Origin of the sequence: Kitasatospora sp. NPDC127035 (assembly GCF_042726075.1) — a bacterium.
Lineage (GTDB): Bacteria > Actinomycetota > Actinomycetes > Streptomycetales > Streptomycetaceae > Kitasatospora.
On sequence record NZ_JBHXDN010000112.1, the window covers coordinates 1 to 16,283 of the forward strand.

The window sequence follows — 16,283 nt, forward strand, 5'->3', positions numbered from 1 at the left end:
GGGCGCACCGGAGCGTCCGGCACGACCAACTGGAACAACTCCCACAGCTCATCCGGCACCAGCCGCTCAACGATCAGCACACTCGGAGTCTACTCGACCCACCCAAATGAGATGTCTTCTTAGCACAGCCGTCGCCGCCAGCGAAGATGACGGCGATGTCGGTGGCCGGGTCGTCCCACAGGTAGCGCCAGTACTCGAAGCACTCGCGGGACAGCCACTGGGCCTCGTCGCAGACCAGGACGTGGAATGAGCGGGCGAGGGCGTCCTTGAGGACGGTGTCGAACTCGATCGGCCGCAGCGGCGGTTCCCCGGGCAGGGCGAGGGCGCGGAAGAGTTCGTGTCGGATGTCGCGTGGGGTGGGGCGGGCCCGGAACGCGACGCGGTAGGTGTTGCGGGGTGCGAGGTGGCGCAGCGCGGCGTTGACGGAGAACGACTTGCCGTTGCCGGCGGCTCCGGACAGGACCATCATCGCGCGGGCCTGCAGGGTGGCGGCGATGTTGTCCTGGGTGGTGCGCAGCGCTTCGGTCGCCACGACGCGGGCGTCGGTCAGGTTGAGGTAGTGATCGGCGCGCTCGGGCGGCAGCATGCCGGGGCGGACGGCGGGCGCGGTGGTCATGGTTCTCCTACCTGGGCACGGAGCTGTCGCGTGTGGAGGCGGTCGTGGGGGTGAGCTCGGGTACTCGCCGTATCAAGTCCGGGCATTCGGGCCCGGTCACTGTGGCGGGTCGGTGTCGGCGGTCGGTGGGGGGGGTGCTGGCCGGGTCGCTTGCGGCGGGACGCGGCAACGGGTTGGGGCAGGACCCAGCCGTCCGGGAGCGGGGCGTGGGGGATCAATCCGGGCAGGGCCAGGGCCCGGAGGTCCCGGCCGTCGGCGGCGGCGAGTTCCTCTTCTGCTTCCGCCGCGGTCAGTGCCTGGAGCGATTGGGGGGTTCGAGCGGTGGTGACGGCCGCGAACCGCTCGGTGCGCAGTCGTTCGGCGGCGGCCAGCGCCTTCTTCAGTCGGCGCTGCTCGGCCGATCTGGTCCGGCGCACGGCAGCGCGTTGCTCGGTGGTGGCGCGGTCGGACAGGTGGGCGGCGCCGAGGTGGGTGCCGGTGACGGCGTCGACGACCTCGATCTCGTGGGCGTGGTGGGGGAGATACCGAACCCGGACCTTGATCCCGTCGTCGGCCAGGCCTTGCATCCAGTCGCCGACGTAGTACCGGCCCCGCCAGTGCACGCCGCTGCCGGTGAGCGTGCGAGTGCTGCCGTCGTCCTCCATGCTGAATGCCCACAGCTGCCCCGGTTTCGGGTCCTCGATCGGTGTGGGGTCTTCCAGCCACGCCTGCAGAGGGGTTCGGCCGGCCAGGGCTGGCAAGGTGTGCTCGGTGTTCCACCAGTGCACCCAGTCCAGCAACAGTTGGACGAACGCGGTGAACGTCAGAGGCGCCGTGTCGTCCTTGGCCCGGTCGCGGCGTCGGACGGAGGTGGTGGGGGCGTGGGTGTAGCGGGGCAGCGAGGCGAACAGCATCCGTTCCGCGCACCGGTTGAGGTTCTCCACCGTGCCCTTCAGGTGCGGGCTGTAGGCGGGCAGGTCGTGCACGGGGACGGCGAACGCGCCGAGCGCGGAGGTGACGGTGCGGGAGAGGAAATCCTTGCCGCGGTCGATCCTCACCAGAGCGGGCAGGCCGCCGATCGGCCCGTAGGGGCCGTCTGCCTCGTCTCGGGAGATCGCGGTACACAGCGCCGCCAGGATCGCGTCCCGGGACGGGGTGTGCGGAGTGATCGCGACGCCGGTGACGGCGTCGTGGGCGTAGTCGATGAACCAGGTCACCCACGGGCACACGAGCTCGCCGTTCAGGTCGACCTCGACGGGGACGTGCTTGTGGTCGCCTTCCCAGCAGGCGTTGCGCCATTGGCGGGGTCGGCGCAGGTGGACGTCGTGGCCGCGCCGGGCCCGCTCCCCGCCTGCCAGGGCCGCGCGCTGGCCGGGGTTCAGGTCTCGGCGGATCGCCCGGTGCAGCGTCGCCAGCGACGGCACCGCCACCCGAGAGGGTGCGCCCGCGTCATCGGTGTCGTCGGCTTCGGCCACGGCGTGGGCCTCGGCGAGGAGCTCGCGGTGCACGGCGGCCGGGCTACCGCACCACAGAACGAGCCGGGCGTGCAGTTGCGGGGTGACCGTGAACCGCTCCCGCCTCCTCGCGCCGGTCCTTCCCTCGGTACGCGCGGCGGCCAGCCACCGCGCCACACTGTGCGCAGCGACACCCCCGCCGAGTCCGCGACCAGCCGCACATGAGCGGTAGTCAGCTCACCGCGCGCCTCCAGGGCCAGCAGCCGGTCCATCGCCTGCTGCCGCGCCAGCGCCACCGGAACCACCGGCCCCACGCCGGCCCGGCCGTTCTCCGGCACGAGCACCACCTCCACTCCCCCGGGTACGCCGGGCAACCAGCCATGGCGGCACGGATCTCCTGGGTCCAGGAAGCCGGACTCTGCACCCAGGTGACACCGCAATCGGCATTCCACTGACACCGGGGCGGGGTGTGCGGTACACGCACGGTGCGGCGACGGTAGAGGAGCAGGCGCGGTGGGCTGGCCAGATACGCGCGGCCGACGCTTACGGAGCGACCCCGCAGCGGGTGCGATCATCGGCGGATGAAGATGTCTTCCCGCCGGGCGCAACGCATTCAGCAACATCAGCACCCGAGTCCACCGAGCAGCGCACTGGTCTGGCTCGACAGCACCGACTTCGCACGGTACGCCCTCATCCCGGACGAGGTCCTGCCCGCCTGGACCGGTATACGGAGGCCGACGACGTCATCGGCGAGTACGTGGCGACCATCCGACGGACGAGCCGAGACGTCCTCACGCTCGGCGGTGAGCCGCTGCCCATCACCTGGATCCCCGAGGCCCGCGTGTTCGCGCGCTGGTACTACGCCGAGGACGACTCCACCCTGCTGTCCGCTCTCGAAGCCGCCCTGGACTCCGACGACTGGGAGGACGTGCTCGATATCGAACTCGGCGGCCGGTACGTACTGACCGACGCCGCCTACAGCGGCACGCGGATCGCCGATCACACTGGCAGCCCGACCGAGATCCCGGAACTCATCCGGGTCGAACTCCCCTCCGGCCGCTACCGCGTCCAGTCCCTGATCATCGACCCCGACCCCGAGACCCAGTGGATGTTGGAACGCCTGCTACCGGAGTAGACGAGCCCACCACCCGCAATCAGGTCGCCCACCGCTGAGGGATCTGCACCAATCTGTCACCGGTAGAAGTCCCTTGATGCCACCGCCCTGTGTGCCCTTGCCCCTGGCACGACCACCCCGACCTCCCCCAACACCTCCCCCCCTCCTCGGTCCTGGCCCGCAACAGACCTGACGTTGGAGACACTCGCCCACGTACGGTGCCCGGCGGGGAGGGCCACACCGGCGGAGCCTGACGAACGAAAACCCATGGCCTGACGGCCTGCAAGGGCGATTGACTGGTGCTGGGCACGACACCGACCGACGAGGGGGACCCGTGGAGGACCCGGATTTCACAGTCCTGCTGACCGGCGACTCCCCTCACGACCCGACGGCCCTCAAAGCGGTCCGCACGGTCACCGGGCTGAGCCTGTGGCGCAGCCGGCAGCTGTTGGACAGCGCGCCCGCCACCGTCAGGTCGGACATCCCGTTCGACATCGCCGCCCGCACGGCGCAGCACCTGCGCCAGGCCGGCGTACCGGCCGCCATCCGGTGCGGCTGGTGCCGCCGCACCCTGTCCGGCGACACGCCGGTCGCCCCCGGCCCATGCGCATCGCCGTACTGGCCCACCGCCCACTGCCAGGCCAGCTCCATGACCAGCTGTGATTGCGAGTTCTGCGCCGCGCACGGTCCCCTGCCCGGGCACACCACCCACCGCAGCCCCTGAACCCCGTATCGACGACCGCTAGCCCTGCCCTGCCCGGTGGACCGAAGGCAACCGGTCCGAGTCAGGAGCCTCAGAACGTGGACCACTCCGTCCCCGGAACATGATCCCAGGTGGCGACCACCCAGTCGTGCCGCATGAACAAGGGCCGGGTCAGGACGGCGTCCCCGGCCCGCTGCGCGCGCAGCACGAGCCCCAGCTTCTGCGAGCCCGGATCGGCCGCATGCGTGTAGAGCACGCCGCCCTCCCGTGCGCCGCGGTCGAGGAGCCACTGCTCCAACTCGGAGGGGACTTGCCCGACCAGCAAGGTGCCCTCCAGCGTGACCTGGGGACCGGTGCGTGCATCGACGGCAACGCAGGCCAGTCGCGGTCTGCTGCCCGCGTAGTACGCCGAGACGCCCAAGGTGGGGAAGTGATCCTCCTCGTGGCGGGGCTCGCCATGGAGCGGATGCTGCCACCGGCTGGTCGTCGCCCCAACGCCGAGAGCCGCCGCCACCTCCTGCGGGCTCATGCCGAAGTGCACCGGCCCGAGGCCGACGAATGGGGTGAACACCCATCGGGCGCGGTCCTCGTCCTTCGCAACGGCCCGGGCATTCGCCGACGGCTTCTGCCGCGCGCCCGAGGCGGGCTGCTCCGCCTTTGGCTGCTGCGGATCCTGCAGGCCGGCGGGCCCGGGACCATGGGCGGATTCTAGTCCGTCGGCCCGTCGGCCCGTCGGCCCGTCGGCCCGTCGGCGTACGGACCAGGCCCGGTCCGCGGTGTCCTCGGGGCGCTCGGCCAGCCACCGGCGGGCGTCCGCCGAGGCCTGCGGGTCCGCCCAGGGGTCCTCCAGCACGGCTGCTGCCTCCCGTTCGGCGCGGCGACGCTCCTCCTCCTCGGCGAGCAGTTCGCCGATGTCTTCACCCCATGCCTGCAGGCAGTGCCGGGCGATCCACCGGTGGCGGGAGTCGGCGCTGGCCGCCAGGACCCGGCGCACGGCCGGTGCGATCTGCGGGATACGGTGCGCGAGCGACGGCGCGGCCAACAAAAGGCCGGCGGCCGCAAGGGCGGCCTCCCGCACACGCACGTCCGGGTCGTCGAAGAACGCGGCAACGTCGGCGTAGACCGCGGGCCGCACGGCCTGGCTCGCCACGATGTCCCCAGCCACACCAGGGCCGTCCTCGGGCGGGTAGGACGCGGTGTCGGCGAACCAGCACAGCCAGTCCAGAAGTTCCGCGCGCAGCGACCTGCGCCCCGCCCTATGCTCCCAGTCCGCCTCGGCACGGGCGCGCGGATCGCCAAGGATCGCGGCGACGTACTGGGCGGCGGGCGCGGTGGCGCCGTAGATGGTCTCCTGATGCAGCACCAGACCGTAAAGATCCCGAACGGCCCGGACACGTCGCTCGAGGGCGTCGTCGAGCAGACCGAGCAGGATCTCCGGCGATCCGGCACACCGTGCATGCCGGTACAGGCATGGCGGAGCGCACTCCAATCGGTACCGGTCAGCACCTCCCGGGCGGTAGGAGGCAGGCTCTCCAGACGGCGGGCTGCATCATCGCTGATCATGCCGGGAGTATGACCGCCAGCCCTGACAACCGCGTATCCAGGACCCCGTCCCCCAGCCAAGCCTGCGGCTGGCATAGGGATCTGCGTCAAGATGTCACCGGACGGCGTCTCCTGCTGTCACCACACATCCGCAACCCGGTAACACCCACCACTCCCCCACCCTCATACGCCACCGCCATGAGGAGTCAGTGACACCCACCGATCCCCCAGTGACAAGAAACTGCAGATTCGCAAGTAGCGTGCTCGCCGAGGGCTTCGGCGAGGATCTTCTCCTGCTCGGCTTGGCTCTTTCCGGCGTCGCGCGGCGTAGAGACTTCGGGCGACCTCGCTGGGCATCTGGCAGTGTCGGAACGGCGAGGTGGTTGAACCGGCCATCACACTCCGGCCAGCTGATTATTGGTCAGAAACGCCCTGGTGGGATCGGCCGAAGAGGAGCGGAGGCTCCCGGGTCGAGAGCGAGCCGCAGGCAGGTGAGCAGCGCTCACGTGGTCACAATTCTTCCTTGTTTCTGAAGGAATGTCCGATACATCTCTCTGTTGCCAGGGGCTGTTGGCCACGCCTGTCGCCGAAGGTCGCGCGCCTGCCGCCAGGGGCCTTGATATCGCACGCCGGAAGGGCTTTGACGCTCCATATTGCGGGCCGATACCGTCCGCCTTTCTATTCGCATGCGATGGGCGGCATGGGACCCCCTGGCATGCAAGTTTACTTGGGAGTGCTTGTGCGTATGGCTCGCAGAGTGGTATGGCCACTTGCTGCTTTTCTGGCAATACCTGTGATGGCGGGTTCGATGCCGGCCTCGGCCACTGAGGCCACGCCGCCGCTGGCTGTGGAGAATTTCTCCTATCCGGGGGCCGCGCAGATCCTCGCGCAGCAGCACGCCATCCTGAAGTCGGGGGACGGAAACATCCAGCTGGCCGACTGCACGTCGACAGACAACATGCTCGAGGTGTACAGCCGGACTCTGGACCTCGGTCCTACCAAGATCTGTTTCCGGGTCACGGGGCCCGGCGGCTACCTGGCGGTGTAGCTTCCGAAGGTCTACAGCCTCAAGGGCGACGACCACACGGTCAAAGCGACGCTGACCACGGACGGCTCGGTCAGCAGCCTCGATCTCCGCAAGAACTACCACACGCCCGTAGGCGAGGGCAGCGCCGTCGGGGGGATCACCCTGCTGGAACTGTCCGCCGCCGACGGACCGGCCGCACCGGCCATCACCAGCGACTACCCCGCGGTCGGCAGCGTCGTCATCGGTCAGCCCGGCCGCGCGGGCGGGCGGGACTGCACCGCGACCCTGGTCGACCGCCACCGGGCCCTCACCTCGGCCGGTTGCTTCACCGACAACCCCGCCACCCTCCCCGCCGGCGCGCCGGCGAGCAGGAGCACCGTGACGATCGGCGGCAGGACCGTCGACATCGCCGAACTCGTGCCGCGCACCGACCGCGACCTCGTCATGGCCCGCCTCGCCGTCCCGGTCGACAGCGTCACCCCGGCCGCTCTGGCCGCCACCCCTCCCGCCACGGGCGAGAACGTGAGCGTGCCCGGCTTCGGCCGCACCGCCACCCAGTGGCGGCCCTACACCTCCCACACCGCCACCCACACCACCGGCGCCATCACCGCCACCGGTATCGACAGCACCCCCGCGCCAGGCTCTTCCGCGATCTGCGCGGGCGATGCCGGATCCCCGCTGCTGCGCACCGGTAACGGCGCTGTCCAGATCGCCGGTGTCGCCTCCCGGTCCTGGCAGGGCGGCTGCTTCGGCGACACCGAGACCCGCACAGGCGCCACCAGCACCCGCGTCGACGACCTCGCCGGCTGGGTGAAGGATCTGAGGTACCGCACGTCGGACGTGTACGCGGGTACCCATGTGCAGATCATCGGCTCCGACGACAAGCTGTACGACTCGGTCGCCGACTACACCACCGGACTGTGGACGCGCGGGTGGACCCCGACCGGCGACAGCCGCCTGCTCGCGGTCGACAGCGTCGCCACCGGCGATACCGTCCACGTGTACGCCGTCCTGACCGACTACCGCGTCTACAGCCGCGACGGCAAGATCGGCGGCCGCTGGGGCGCCTGGAACGAGGTACCGGGAAGCGCGGTCGCCGCGGACGGCGCCCAGAAGATCACCGCCGCCGTACGGGGCAACACGGGCCTGGTCGACGTGGAGATCATCGGCAGCGACGGATCCCTCTACGGCACCACGGCCGACTACAACACCGGCACCTGGCGACCCACCTGGGGCAAGATCGGCGACAACCGGCTCACGGCCGTCACCAGCGCCTACTTCAACAACGCCACCCACGTCTTCGCCATCAACGAGGACGGCAAGGTCTACACCCGCACCGGGAACTACAGCACCGGCAGCTGGGGCACCGACTGGATCGAACTTCCCGGCAGCCGGCCGGGCGTGACGTCCATCTCCGCCGCCGTCCACGGCACCACCGTCGACCTGTCGATCGCCGGCGCCGACACCTTCTACAGCACCAGCGGCAACTTCGACACCGGCCTGTGGGACCAGCAGTGGACACCCATGGGCGACAACCACCTCACGGTCCTCACCAGCACCACCTCCGACAACGTCGTACACGTCTACGCCGTCAACGAGGACAAGAAAGTCTACACCCGCGACGCCAACTACAACACCGGTCTCTGGACCGCCTGGAAGGAGATTCCCGGCGACGCCACCGGCGTCAAGGCCATCACGGCGGCCAGCACCGGCTGAGCATCCGACCCCGCGCCGGGCGGGGGTGATGTCCGGAGCCGGCCATCACCCCCGCCCGCCGGCGGTCGACATCTGCCGTACGCCACGGGCCGCGCGCGCTGAGCACGCGCCCCTGGTACCGGGTGTGGGCGCCGCTCGCGCTGTGCTGACCGCTGCCCCCCCCGGTGCCCGAACAGGAAGGAACTTCACGTTTCGATGGACATCTCTTCGATACCACGGGCCGGACGGCGCAGATTCGCCTCCGGACTCGTGGCCGGCAGCCTGTTGGTGGGGCTGCTGACGATTCCGGCCGCGGCGGTCGACGCCCCGCCAGCGACGGGCCCGGTCGCGGACCGGGTGAAAACGGTGGCGGCGTGGCAGGACGGCGGACCAAACGTACGCCGGGCCGCCGAGACCGCGCTGGCGGGTTCCGACGCCGACGTCACGGCGTTCGTCACGACCGGCAGGGCCGTCGCCGCGGAATACGACCTGCGGGCGCGCACCGAGGAACTGATCGCGATCTCCGGCCCGGGGGTCCGCGAAGCCGCCACCACCGCACTCGCGGGCAACGCGGCCGGTCTGCAGACCTTCCTCGAAAAGGGGATCCAGAACCCGTACGAGCACGACCAGCGGGTGCTGCTGTCACAGATCATGTCGACCGGCAGCCCAGCGGTGCAGGACGCCGCGAACAAGGCGATGTCCGGCACGCTGGAGGACGTCAACCAGTTCCTGAACGTCGGTCAGTTCAACGTCAGGGAGCACGACGACCGGGTCAAGCTGTCCCAGCTGATGCACGTAGGCGGCCCGCAGGTGCAGCAGGCCGCCAACGCCGCGATGGGCGGCGGCGCCGAGGACGTCCAGGACTTCCTGCGCTACGGCTACCAGACCGCCGCGGCCCACGACCAGGAAACCCTGACCATCGCGCAGCTCACGGACCTGACAAGAAACGCCGCCACCCAGGCCGGCGAGCAGGCCCGCATCGCCAAGGACGCGTCCGCGAAGGCACTCCAGGCAACCGCGCTGGCCAAGGAGGCGGCGGAGCGCGCCGCGAACGAGACCCGGGCCTCCCAGTCCGACGCCGCGAAGGCCTCCAACGCGGCCGACCGGGCGGCGGACGCCGCCATCCGGGCGGCCAGCTCCGTCCAGACGGCAACGGCCGCGGCGAAGGCAGCGAACGAGGCCGCACGGCAGGCCGCGGCCGCCATGAAGGCGGGCAAGGCCGCCACCCGGGCTCTGTCGGCGGCGGCCGAGGCAGGCGGCGACGCGGGCAAGGCCGACCAGTCCCGCGCGGCCGCAGCCGCCGCCCGCACCGCCGCAGCCGACGCCCGCACCGCAGGCGAGGCCAGCGGCTGGGCCGAACGGGCCGTGACCCAAGCCAAGTCAGCAGCACTGTCCGCCGAATCCGCGGGCACCAACGCCGCCGCCGCCGCACAGGCCTCCGCCAACGCGGCCACCTCCTCGGGCGTGTCCGGGGAGGCCGCGGACCGGGCCAGGAAGGCAGCCGCCCGGGCCAACAGCGCCGCCGCAGAAGCCAGCATCGTGAATTCACAGAGCTCACGATCTCGGCGCAAGTCAGCACCGCTGGTACTGTCACTTCCACCGCGCACCATCGGTACTGGTCGGAGAGCGCACATTCCTGGCGGGACGCCACCGACTTGGCGGTCGGCGATACCGTTCGTACAACCGATGGACAGGCCGTCCGAATCACTGCGGTCCGGAACTGGACCTCGCTCCAGCCCGCGTACAACCTCACCGTCAGCACCATCCACACCTACTATGTGTTCGCCGGTCTCACGGCGATACTGGTCCACAACGACGAGGACCCGAACTGCGGACTGGACCTGGCCAAACTCGTCATCGACGACAAGCACATCTGGGAGGGCCACACCCCAGAGGGGACAAACCCCGACGTCCTCAAGACCGAGTACCTGGCCGGCACAGACAAGAACAGCCGGGCAGCGTTCATCCGTACCGTCCTGTCGAAAGGAAAGCAAGTCTTCGACACCCCGAACCGGGATGGTGAAGCCTGGGAGCACACGTTCCTCAACGGGGAGGGCAAGCCCATGGTGATCGGTAAGACACGGAACGCCGACCCGAACAAGGTCAAGGACCTCTACACGATCCGGGCATATGTCAACCCAGACACCCTGGCGATCCGGAACGCGTTCCCAGTCGATCGGCCGTAGGAGAGAGCAGATGATCAATATCGAGTACCTCCGGACCGGCCCATACGTGGACCGGGGCCGTGAACACCAGGCGGAAGTAAACCTCGCTCAGGTGAGCCGAAGTGACCTACGCTGGTACTACTTCATGTCCGACCTGTCGTTCACAGTGGACGGGGTCGAACTGGCTCCCCCCTGGTCATGGACGCCGGTGTTCGACTTCCTGTGGTCGATGCACGGGGTGCTGCACTATCTCGAACGTGACGAGGCCTCGACGATTGGCTCCAACGAGAACGCCGAGTTGATCAATTTCACACCCGAGACGGGGAAGATCCGAATCTCGTCCACCTATTCGACGGTGACGGCAATCTGCGAATTCACCGACCTCAGGGACGCGTGGGTGACCTTCCGTGACGCCGTGTTGACCGACCTCGGTCGGGAACACCCGCAGCTGGCGGCCAATCCGGTGCTTGCCGAACTCAGGCTCTGACTAGCCCCTACACCTGCCAGTGGATCAGCGCGAGCAGAGGATTTCTGGCTGAACCTTCACAGCAACGGAGGTCGCACCCGAGTTCGAGGGTGCGACCTCCGGCACGTCTAGAGTACGTCAGATGCGAGTCTGTGCACGGGATGGCGGGTTCGCGAGCTAGCGGTTCATATGACGATGGACTTTCGGATCTCGTCGCCTGCCACGCTCGCCGAACTGGCCAAGGCGCGCGGGAATCTCCACCGCGTGACCGACCAGGTCGCACGTCAGGGCCTCGACAAAGTCGGCAGTGGTCCGTTCGTGGCCGTGTGACGGCTCACGGCCGGGCCGCCAACGGGACAGGTACGGCCGCCCAAGATCATAGAATTCTTACGTTCCATGATCCATCGGGAAGACCGTGCCTGCCGACGCATCATCCACGATTCCCACCATCGTCGGATACGGTCAATGTTCCGGCGAAGAGCGAGGCAGCACGTTGACCTCTGACTACTACCAACGGTTGCGCGAACGGCTCCTGTCCGTCCCCGTCACTGCGCCACCCGCTCCCTGGCAGCCGGTTTCGAACCGGCGCATCCCCGTCAGCGTGCTGCCGGGCATCGGCTTCGTTCCCTTCCTCGCAGGTAAGGCGAATGACTGAACGGCACGACGGTGCGAGCGACTTCGGTTTCTCTCTCCTGGCAAAGGCGTTTCACGCGCACTGGCGCAGCGAGGGCAGCGACGTCGAGGTCTTGACCGACTACATCGCCCAAAACCCTCCTTGGGTCGCCGAATCGATCCTGTTGGACACCCTCCAGCTGGTGGCCGCCGACCTGCCCGTATGGCAGATCGAGGCCATCTGGTCGATGGCCACCCACCCCTTCCATGACCTCCGCCGAGAAGGGCACGACGGCCGTGACTGGCTTCACCGGATCATCCGGCTCAGCCAGGACCGGCTCCGCACCCAAGAGGGCGCCACCGAGGAAGGCGCACCGCTCACCCCCTACGCCGCTCTCACCGGGGCCGTCCTGGACGAGATCCTCGCCGTGTCCGTCGGAATTACCGAGGGAGCGCTGAAGTGGCCCAGCCTGTACGTGCCCGGCATCGTGCCAGCCCTCAACGACGTCGCGACGCGGGTGTGTCCTGACCTGGCGTTCCGCCTGATGCTCCGTGCACTCTCAAAATTCGTTCCCCGGGTTTCCCGGGAGCAGTACGACCGATACGTTGCCCTCGGACAACGGTCTGAGTACGGCGAACTCCTGGTGAGCGGCTATGACCATTTGACGGCCTGAAACCACAACCCGGCTATGGTGCGCCGTCGGCGCACCATAGCATTCCAGTTACGAGCCCGTATCCCCCTGGTCAGGGGCAGAGGAAGAGCCATGACATTTCCCGCGCGAGTGGACAAGGACGGCGAGAAGTCTCTCGTCCAGCGAACCGTAGCGGTCGAGAAGGACCTCCGGTTCGTCGGTCTGCCCGTCATCCGAGGCGGCGACAGTTGGGCTGGAGCAACGACCGGGGCGTCAACATTCGTCGTCTACTACGACACAAGTGCTGACAGCTCCGGCGGAGTCTTCGCCACCTGGGAGCCAAGCGCGGAACTCAAGGAACTCTTCATCGACTCCCCGCAGCTTGCCCTTCAAAGGGCAATCCCACTTGGCAGTGCTGCGCTCGAGGCAATGACTGTCGCCCTCGTAGAGGTACTCACCGCCGCAGGTTGGGAACCCGACTGTTTGATTGGGGTTGGAATTGAACCCCCGGTTTGTTTTGTGGGCGGGCTCACCCCCCCGAATAGATCAGCCGCTATACTGTGGCCGCGCTCCCCAGGGGGAGCGCGGCCACAGTGATTGCCAACCCGGTTTCAACAAGGCAACCCTGTCCTAGGAAGAGCCGATCGCCGTCCCGGCGATCGCTCGGCCAGCGCCCGGCCTGAGCCCGCCGCGACGCGGCCGGGCGGAAGTAGTCCTGGTGGTGCTTACCCCGGCCCCAGAGGACTCCTCCTTACCCGAGCGGGAGTCGGGTTGGCCTGGCAATCCCTCCACGTCGCACAGCACTCGCCATGTTGGGGCGCCGCGCTCCTCCGGGCCCGTTCGGGCGGGGCGGCCGGGACTTCGTTTTCGGTGGCACGGAGGGATGTGGCGGGGTGTTCGGGGTGTCTACAGCCCTCCCAGGTGCATCCAGGAGATTTCGTTGAGCTCGACGTCGACGTTGCGGGCGCGGTGGCCGCCATCCTTGAAGTAGTGCTCGCGCAGGCCCTCGGCGAGGATCCGTTCCTGCTCGGCCTGGTCGGCTCCGGCGTCCCGGGCCTTGTACAGCTGCCGGGCGCGTCGGACCTCAAGGAAGTCATCGTCGATGTCGATGTCATCAGGGACGGCCAACGCCTTACCTCGCTGGTCCAGGTGTACCCTCCGGGCGGCAGTCTCAACGCCGCTGGTTCCGGAACCAAGGTCAAGGTCCGGCTGTTGAGGGCGCCCCAGCACAATGGCAAGAAGTGGATCATCGGTTCCATCTTCCCGCCGGCCGGAGAGTGATGCGTGATGACTGAGAGATACGGCGGGGACGAGTTCGGGCTGCCCCACCTGGGGCAGGTGTTCCACCACAGTTGGCGGGACAACTGGGCCACCGAAACGCAGGCACTGACGTACTACACCGACGGCATGCCGCCGCACCTGGTCGAGGCACTCCTCATCGACACTCTCCGGGTCGCTGCTCCGGCTGTGCCAGCCTGGGTGTTCGAAACGCTCTGGGCGGTGGGAAGCGAGCGCCGCCTGGAGCTCAGGAACGCGGGGATCGACCCCCACGACTGGCTCCTGGGAGTCGTCCGGCTGTGCCGGGAGCGACTCCGCGCGGAGGGCCTCACTCCTCCAGAGGAGGTACCGGTTAGCCCGTACCAGCACCTGACAGGGGCCGTCCTGGACGAGATCATGATCGTCACTCCAGGCCTCCTGGAGCTGGCACAGGACTCGTCATGGAAGTCCATCCCTGGTGTGGTGCCCGCACTCAGCCACGCCGCCGTCCACGCCTGCCCCGACCTGGCGTTCCGCTTCCTCCTACGCGCGCTCACTTACGGCCCGCAAATCACCCGGAAGCAGTATGAGCGGTACGTGGAACTCGGGCGGCAATTCGAGTACGGGCAGTTCCTCGTCCCAGGTTACGAGCACCTGATGCGCTGGGACCGTCGACAGTCATCGGGCGCGCAGTGGGTACGGATCACGTACCGACTGCGCGCCCTTGCACTGGGTGCTCAGCTGGTGGGAGTGCCGCCTTCCGGGGCCTTGGTCGGGCCGGGGTGCATGCTGGCTTTGAGTTCGCCCATGGCAGCGCGGGCGACCTGGTGGATAAGGAAGCGTCGTCCATGATTCTGCAGGTTTCCTCAAAAATCGGCAAAGTATGTCCTTCAAATCGAGATGAAACCATCCAGGCTGTATCAGAAGCTGTCCAGTACAGCAGCTCCAAGCGCCAGGTGGTGTCGTTCGGCCTCATCGAACCCCCGTCCGACTTTCCCGCCGGCCGAGGCGGTGGTCCGACCTGCCGCCCCGCCGACAGGTCGGACCGCGGCTTCAGCCCAGGGTGAGCACGGCCTTGCCGCGTAGGCGTCCGTGGGCCATCTCCTCCAGGAGCTCCGCGCTGCGGCTCCAGTGGTCGAGGTGGCCGATCTCCGCTCGCAGGCGGCCCTGGGCGGCGAGTTCGAGCAGGGCGGCCAGGTCCCGGGCGTCCTGGTGGTCGTCGGCAGCGAGATAGACGAAGTGGTGGAGGGTGAGTTGCCGCCCTCCGTCGAACAGGGCGAAGAAGTCGAGGGTCAGGGGCTGGGAGGACGCCTGACCGAACCAGAGGAAGAGGCCGCCGGGTGCCAGCTTCCGCAGTGCGGCGGAGCCGAGCCGCCCTCCGACGGATTCGAGGACGACGTCGAACATCCCGTTGTCCAGGCTGTCGATGTCGTGGACGACCTCGGCCCCGAGGGCGGGCAGGTGCTGCCAGGCTTCGTCCTCGGGGGCGACAACGGTGATCCGTGCGCCTTCGGCCACAGCGAGCTGCACGGCGAACTGGCCGACTCCGCCGCCCATGCCGGTGGCCAGCACGGTGCGGCCCGCGAGCGGTGCGGCCTCGGCGAGCAGGCGGCGGGCGACCAGGCCGCCCAGAGGAAGGGCGGCCGCGAGGTCGGAGGAGACGGCGTCGGGGACGGACACCAGGCGCCGGGCGGGGACGGCGGCGAACTGGGCGGCCGCGCCGCCGCCGGGCAGGTGCAGGGCCACCCGGCTGCCGGTCGCCGGGCCGCTGCCGTCGGCGGCGGCCCGCTCGACCACGCCCACCGCGTCGATCCCGGGCCGGTAGCCGGTGCCCGGGGCGCTGAGGTAGAGGAAATCGGGGCGGTTGAGGGAGAACCGGGTGATCCGGACCAGGGCCTCGTCGGCCGCGGGACGAGGAAGGTCCACCTCGCCGATCTCCACGAGGTGACCGGGCCGGCCGGTGGGAACGAGTGCGCGCACGGGTCGCCAACTCCTTGAAACGGTAGTATCGCTTTCACTTTGACCCTAGCAGTAGAAACGGTAGTGGCACTACCGTTTCGCATGGAAGGGAAGCACCGTGCCCACTCCCCCGCCGCGCGCACCGCGCAAGGATCAGCTCCGCAACCGCCAACTCCTGATCGACGCCGCCCGCGTGGCCTTCACCGAACTGGGCCCCGGCCTGTCCGTCGATGCCGTCGCCCGCCGCGCGGGCGTCGGCCCCAGCACCTTCTACCGCCACTTCGCGACCAAGGAGGCCCTGGTCGAACAGCTCCTGGACGACTTGACCGAAGGCTCGCGACAGGTCGCCGAACGGGCCGTCGCCGTCGCGGACCCGTGGGAGGCGTTCCGCACCGTCTTCCTCCACGGATGCGTCCTGGACGAGTCCGAGCTGCACCTGTTCGACATCCTGTGCCGTACCGGCCCCACCGCCGCCGACCGCGGCCTGCGCGCCACGACCCACCTCATCGGCCCGTCCGCCGACCGGGCCCGTGCGGCAGGCCTGCTCCGGGCAGACGTGGAGGTCGGGGACATCGCCGCGCTCATGCGCATGGCGGACTCCGCCACCGATCCCCGGCAGCGCCGCACCACCCAGGACGTGATGCTCGCCGGTCTGCGCCGGCAGTGAGCAGGCCCGGCCCCCCACCGACCGGAACCGGTGCACACACGAACGCGGACGGCAGTACGAAGAACCCGGCCCTGCACTCCCGACCGCGCCCACCGAGGCCCGGCCCCCAGACCCGGAGGCCTGGCGACCGATCACGTGACCGTGACCGCCATCACCTCACCGTCCCTAATGAACGCAACCTCCCACACCACGCTGCACCGCTGCTCCGCAGGCAACGCCGCCAGCCGAATTCGGAGGCAGCCATGGCCTCCAGCGCCTTCCGCATGACACGAGGGCCGGACGCGGCAGCGATGGCACCTAAGAAGACATCTCATTTGGATAGCCGTCGGGTGCAGATGAGGGCCGCGGCGATGCTGGCGAAGGCGGCGAAGTGGTCGGCCTTGCGTTCGTAGCGG

14 protein-coding genes and 2 pseudogenes are annotated in these 16,283 nt (G+C 69.0%); 11 read left to right on the forward strand and 5 right to left on the reverse strand.

The annotated features are described in order from the left end of the window. Window positions 1–73 precede the first annotated feature (73 nt). Both ACFWIC_RS39355 and ACFWIC_RS39360 read right to left on the reverse strand, forming a co-directional pair. Window positions 74–616, reverse strand: coding sequence for an ATP-binding protein (locus tag ACFWIC_RS39355; RefSeq protein WP_380521879.1), 543 nt, complete (start codon window positions 614–616; stop codon window positions 74–76). Between the two features lie 176 nt (window positions 617–792). After that, window positions 793–2,321: pseudogene (locus ACFWIC_RS39360) on the reverse strand (Mu transposase C-terminal domain-containing protein); the annotation flags it as partial. Between the two features lie 293 nt (window positions 2,322–2,614). On the opposite strand from ACFWIC_RS39360, the gene ACFWIC_RS39365 reads away from it, so the two are divergent. Together ACFWIC_RS39365 and ACFWIC_RS39370 are read left to right on the forward strand one after the other, a co-directional pair. Then, entirely contained in the window at window positions 2,615–3,184 is a 570-nt protein-coding gene (locus ACFWIC_RS39365; RefSeq protein ID WP_380521900.1) for an Imm21 family immunity protein, read from the forward strand. A 313-nt stretch (window positions 3,185–3,497) separates the two neighbouring features. Further along, window positions 3,498–3,887 carry a ribosomal protein L7/L12 gene (locus ACFWIC_RS39370; protein ID WP_380521881.1) on the forward strand — a complete coding sequence of 130 codons (390 nt, stop codon included), beginning with the start codon at window positions 3,498–3,500 and terminating at the stop codon, window positions 3,885–3,887. Between the two features lie 70 nt (window positions 3,888–3,957). Here ACFWIC_RS39370 and ACFWIC_RS39375 read toward each other — a convergent pair whose 3' ends face one another. After that, entirely contained in the window at window positions 3,958–5,229 is a 1,272-nt protein-coding gene (locus ACFWIC_RS39375) for a hypothetical protein (RefSeq protein ID WP_380521883.1), read from the reverse strand. Window positions 5,230–6,204: 975 nt separating this feature from the next. Between ACFWIC_RS39375 and ACFWIC_RS39380 the strand changes: the two genes are divergently transcribed. The 7 genes and pseudogenes from ACFWIC_RS39380 (at window position 6,205) to ACFWIC_RS39410 (ending at window position 12,047) form a co-directional block, all read left to right on the forward strand. After that, window positions 6,205–6,456, forward strand: a complete 252-nt coding sequence (locus ACFWIC_RS39380; protein ID WP_380521885.1) for a hypothetical protein — start codon at window positions 6,205–6,207, stop codon at window positions 6,454–6,456. A 219-nt stretch (window positions 6,457–6,675) separates the two neighbouring features. Further along, window positions 6,676–8,151 (forward strand): trypsin-like serine protease, encoded by a 1,476-nt coding sequence (locus ACFWIC_RS39385; protein ID WP_380521902.1) that lies wholly within the window; start codon window positions 6,676–6,678, stop codon window positions 8,149–8,151. Window positions 8,152–8,346: 195 nt separating this feature from the next. Then, window positions 8,347–9,009 (forward strand): annotated as a pseudogene (locus ACFWIC_RS39390) (ALF repeat-containing protein); the annotation flags it as partial. 680 nt (window positions 9,010–9,689) lie between these two features. Beyond that, the gene (locus ACFWIC_RS39395) at window positions 9,690–10,316 is read left to right on the forward strand and encodes a polymorphic toxin-type HINT domain-containing protein (RefSeq protein WP_380521904.1); all 627 of its coding nucleotides are present in this window, start codon (window positions 9,690–9,692) and stop codon (window positions 10,314–10,316) included. A gap of 10 nt (window positions 10,317–10,326) precedes the next feature. After that, window positions 10,327–10,782, forward strand: coding sequence for a hypothetical protein (locus tag ACFWIC_RS39400; protein WP_380521887.1), 456 nt, complete (start codon window positions 10,327–10,329; stop codon window positions 10,780–10,782). 174 nt (window positions 10,783–10,956) lie between these two features. Next, window positions 10,957–11,091 (forward strand): hypothetical protein, encoded by a 135-nt coding sequence (locus tag ACFWIC_RS39405; RefSeq protein WP_380521889.1) that lies wholly within the window; start codon window positions 10,957–10,959, stop codon window positions 11,089–11,091. Between the two features lie 317 nt (window positions 11,092–11,408). Next, window positions 11,409–12,047 carry a hypothetical protein gene (locus tag ACFWIC_RS39410; protein WP_380521891.1) on the forward strand — a complete coding sequence of 213 codons (639 nt, stop codon included), beginning with the start codon at window positions 11,409–11,411 and terminating at the stop codon, window positions 12,045–12,047. Window positions 12,048–12,911: 864 nt separating this feature from the next. Here the strand turns inward: ACFWIC_RS39410 and ACFWIC_RS39415 are convergent. Continuing rightward, window positions 12,912–13,133 carry a hypothetical protein gene (locus ACFWIC_RS39415; protein WP_380521893.1) on the reverse strand — a complete coding sequence of 74 codons (222 nt, stop codon included), beginning with the start codon at window positions 13,131–13,133 and terminating at the stop codon, window positions 12,912–12,914. Between the two features lie 159 nt (window positions 13,134–13,292). Between ACFWIC_RS39415 and ACFWIC_RS39420 the strand changes: the two genes are divergently transcribed. Next, window positions 13,293–14,114 (forward strand): hypothetical protein, encoded by an 822-nt coding sequence (locus tag ACFWIC_RS39420; RefSeq protein ID WP_380521895.1) that lies wholly within the window; start codon window positions 13,293–13,295, stop codon window positions 14,112–14,114. A gap of 201 nt (window positions 14,115–14,315) precedes the next feature. On the opposite strand, the gene ACFWIC_RS39425 is transcribed toward ACFWIC_RS39420, so the two are convergent. Next, window positions 14,316–15,242: a zinc-binding dehydrogenase gene (locus ACFWIC_RS39425; RefSeq protein ID WP_380521896.1), complete on the reverse strand. Its 927-nt coding sequence runs from the start codon at window positions 15,240–15,242 to the stop codon at window positions 14,316–14,318. Window positions 15,243–15,339: 97 nt separating this feature from the next. Between ACFWIC_RS39425 and ACFWIC_RS39430 the strand changes: the two genes are divergently transcribed. Then, complete coding sequence (locus ACFWIC_RS39430; protein ID WP_380521898.1) at window positions 15,340–15,888, forward strand: TetR/AcrR family transcriptional regulator; 549 nt, start codon at window positions 15,340–15,342, stop codon at window positions 15,886–15,888. The last annotated feature ends 395 nt before the right edge of the window (window positions 15,889–16,283 follow it).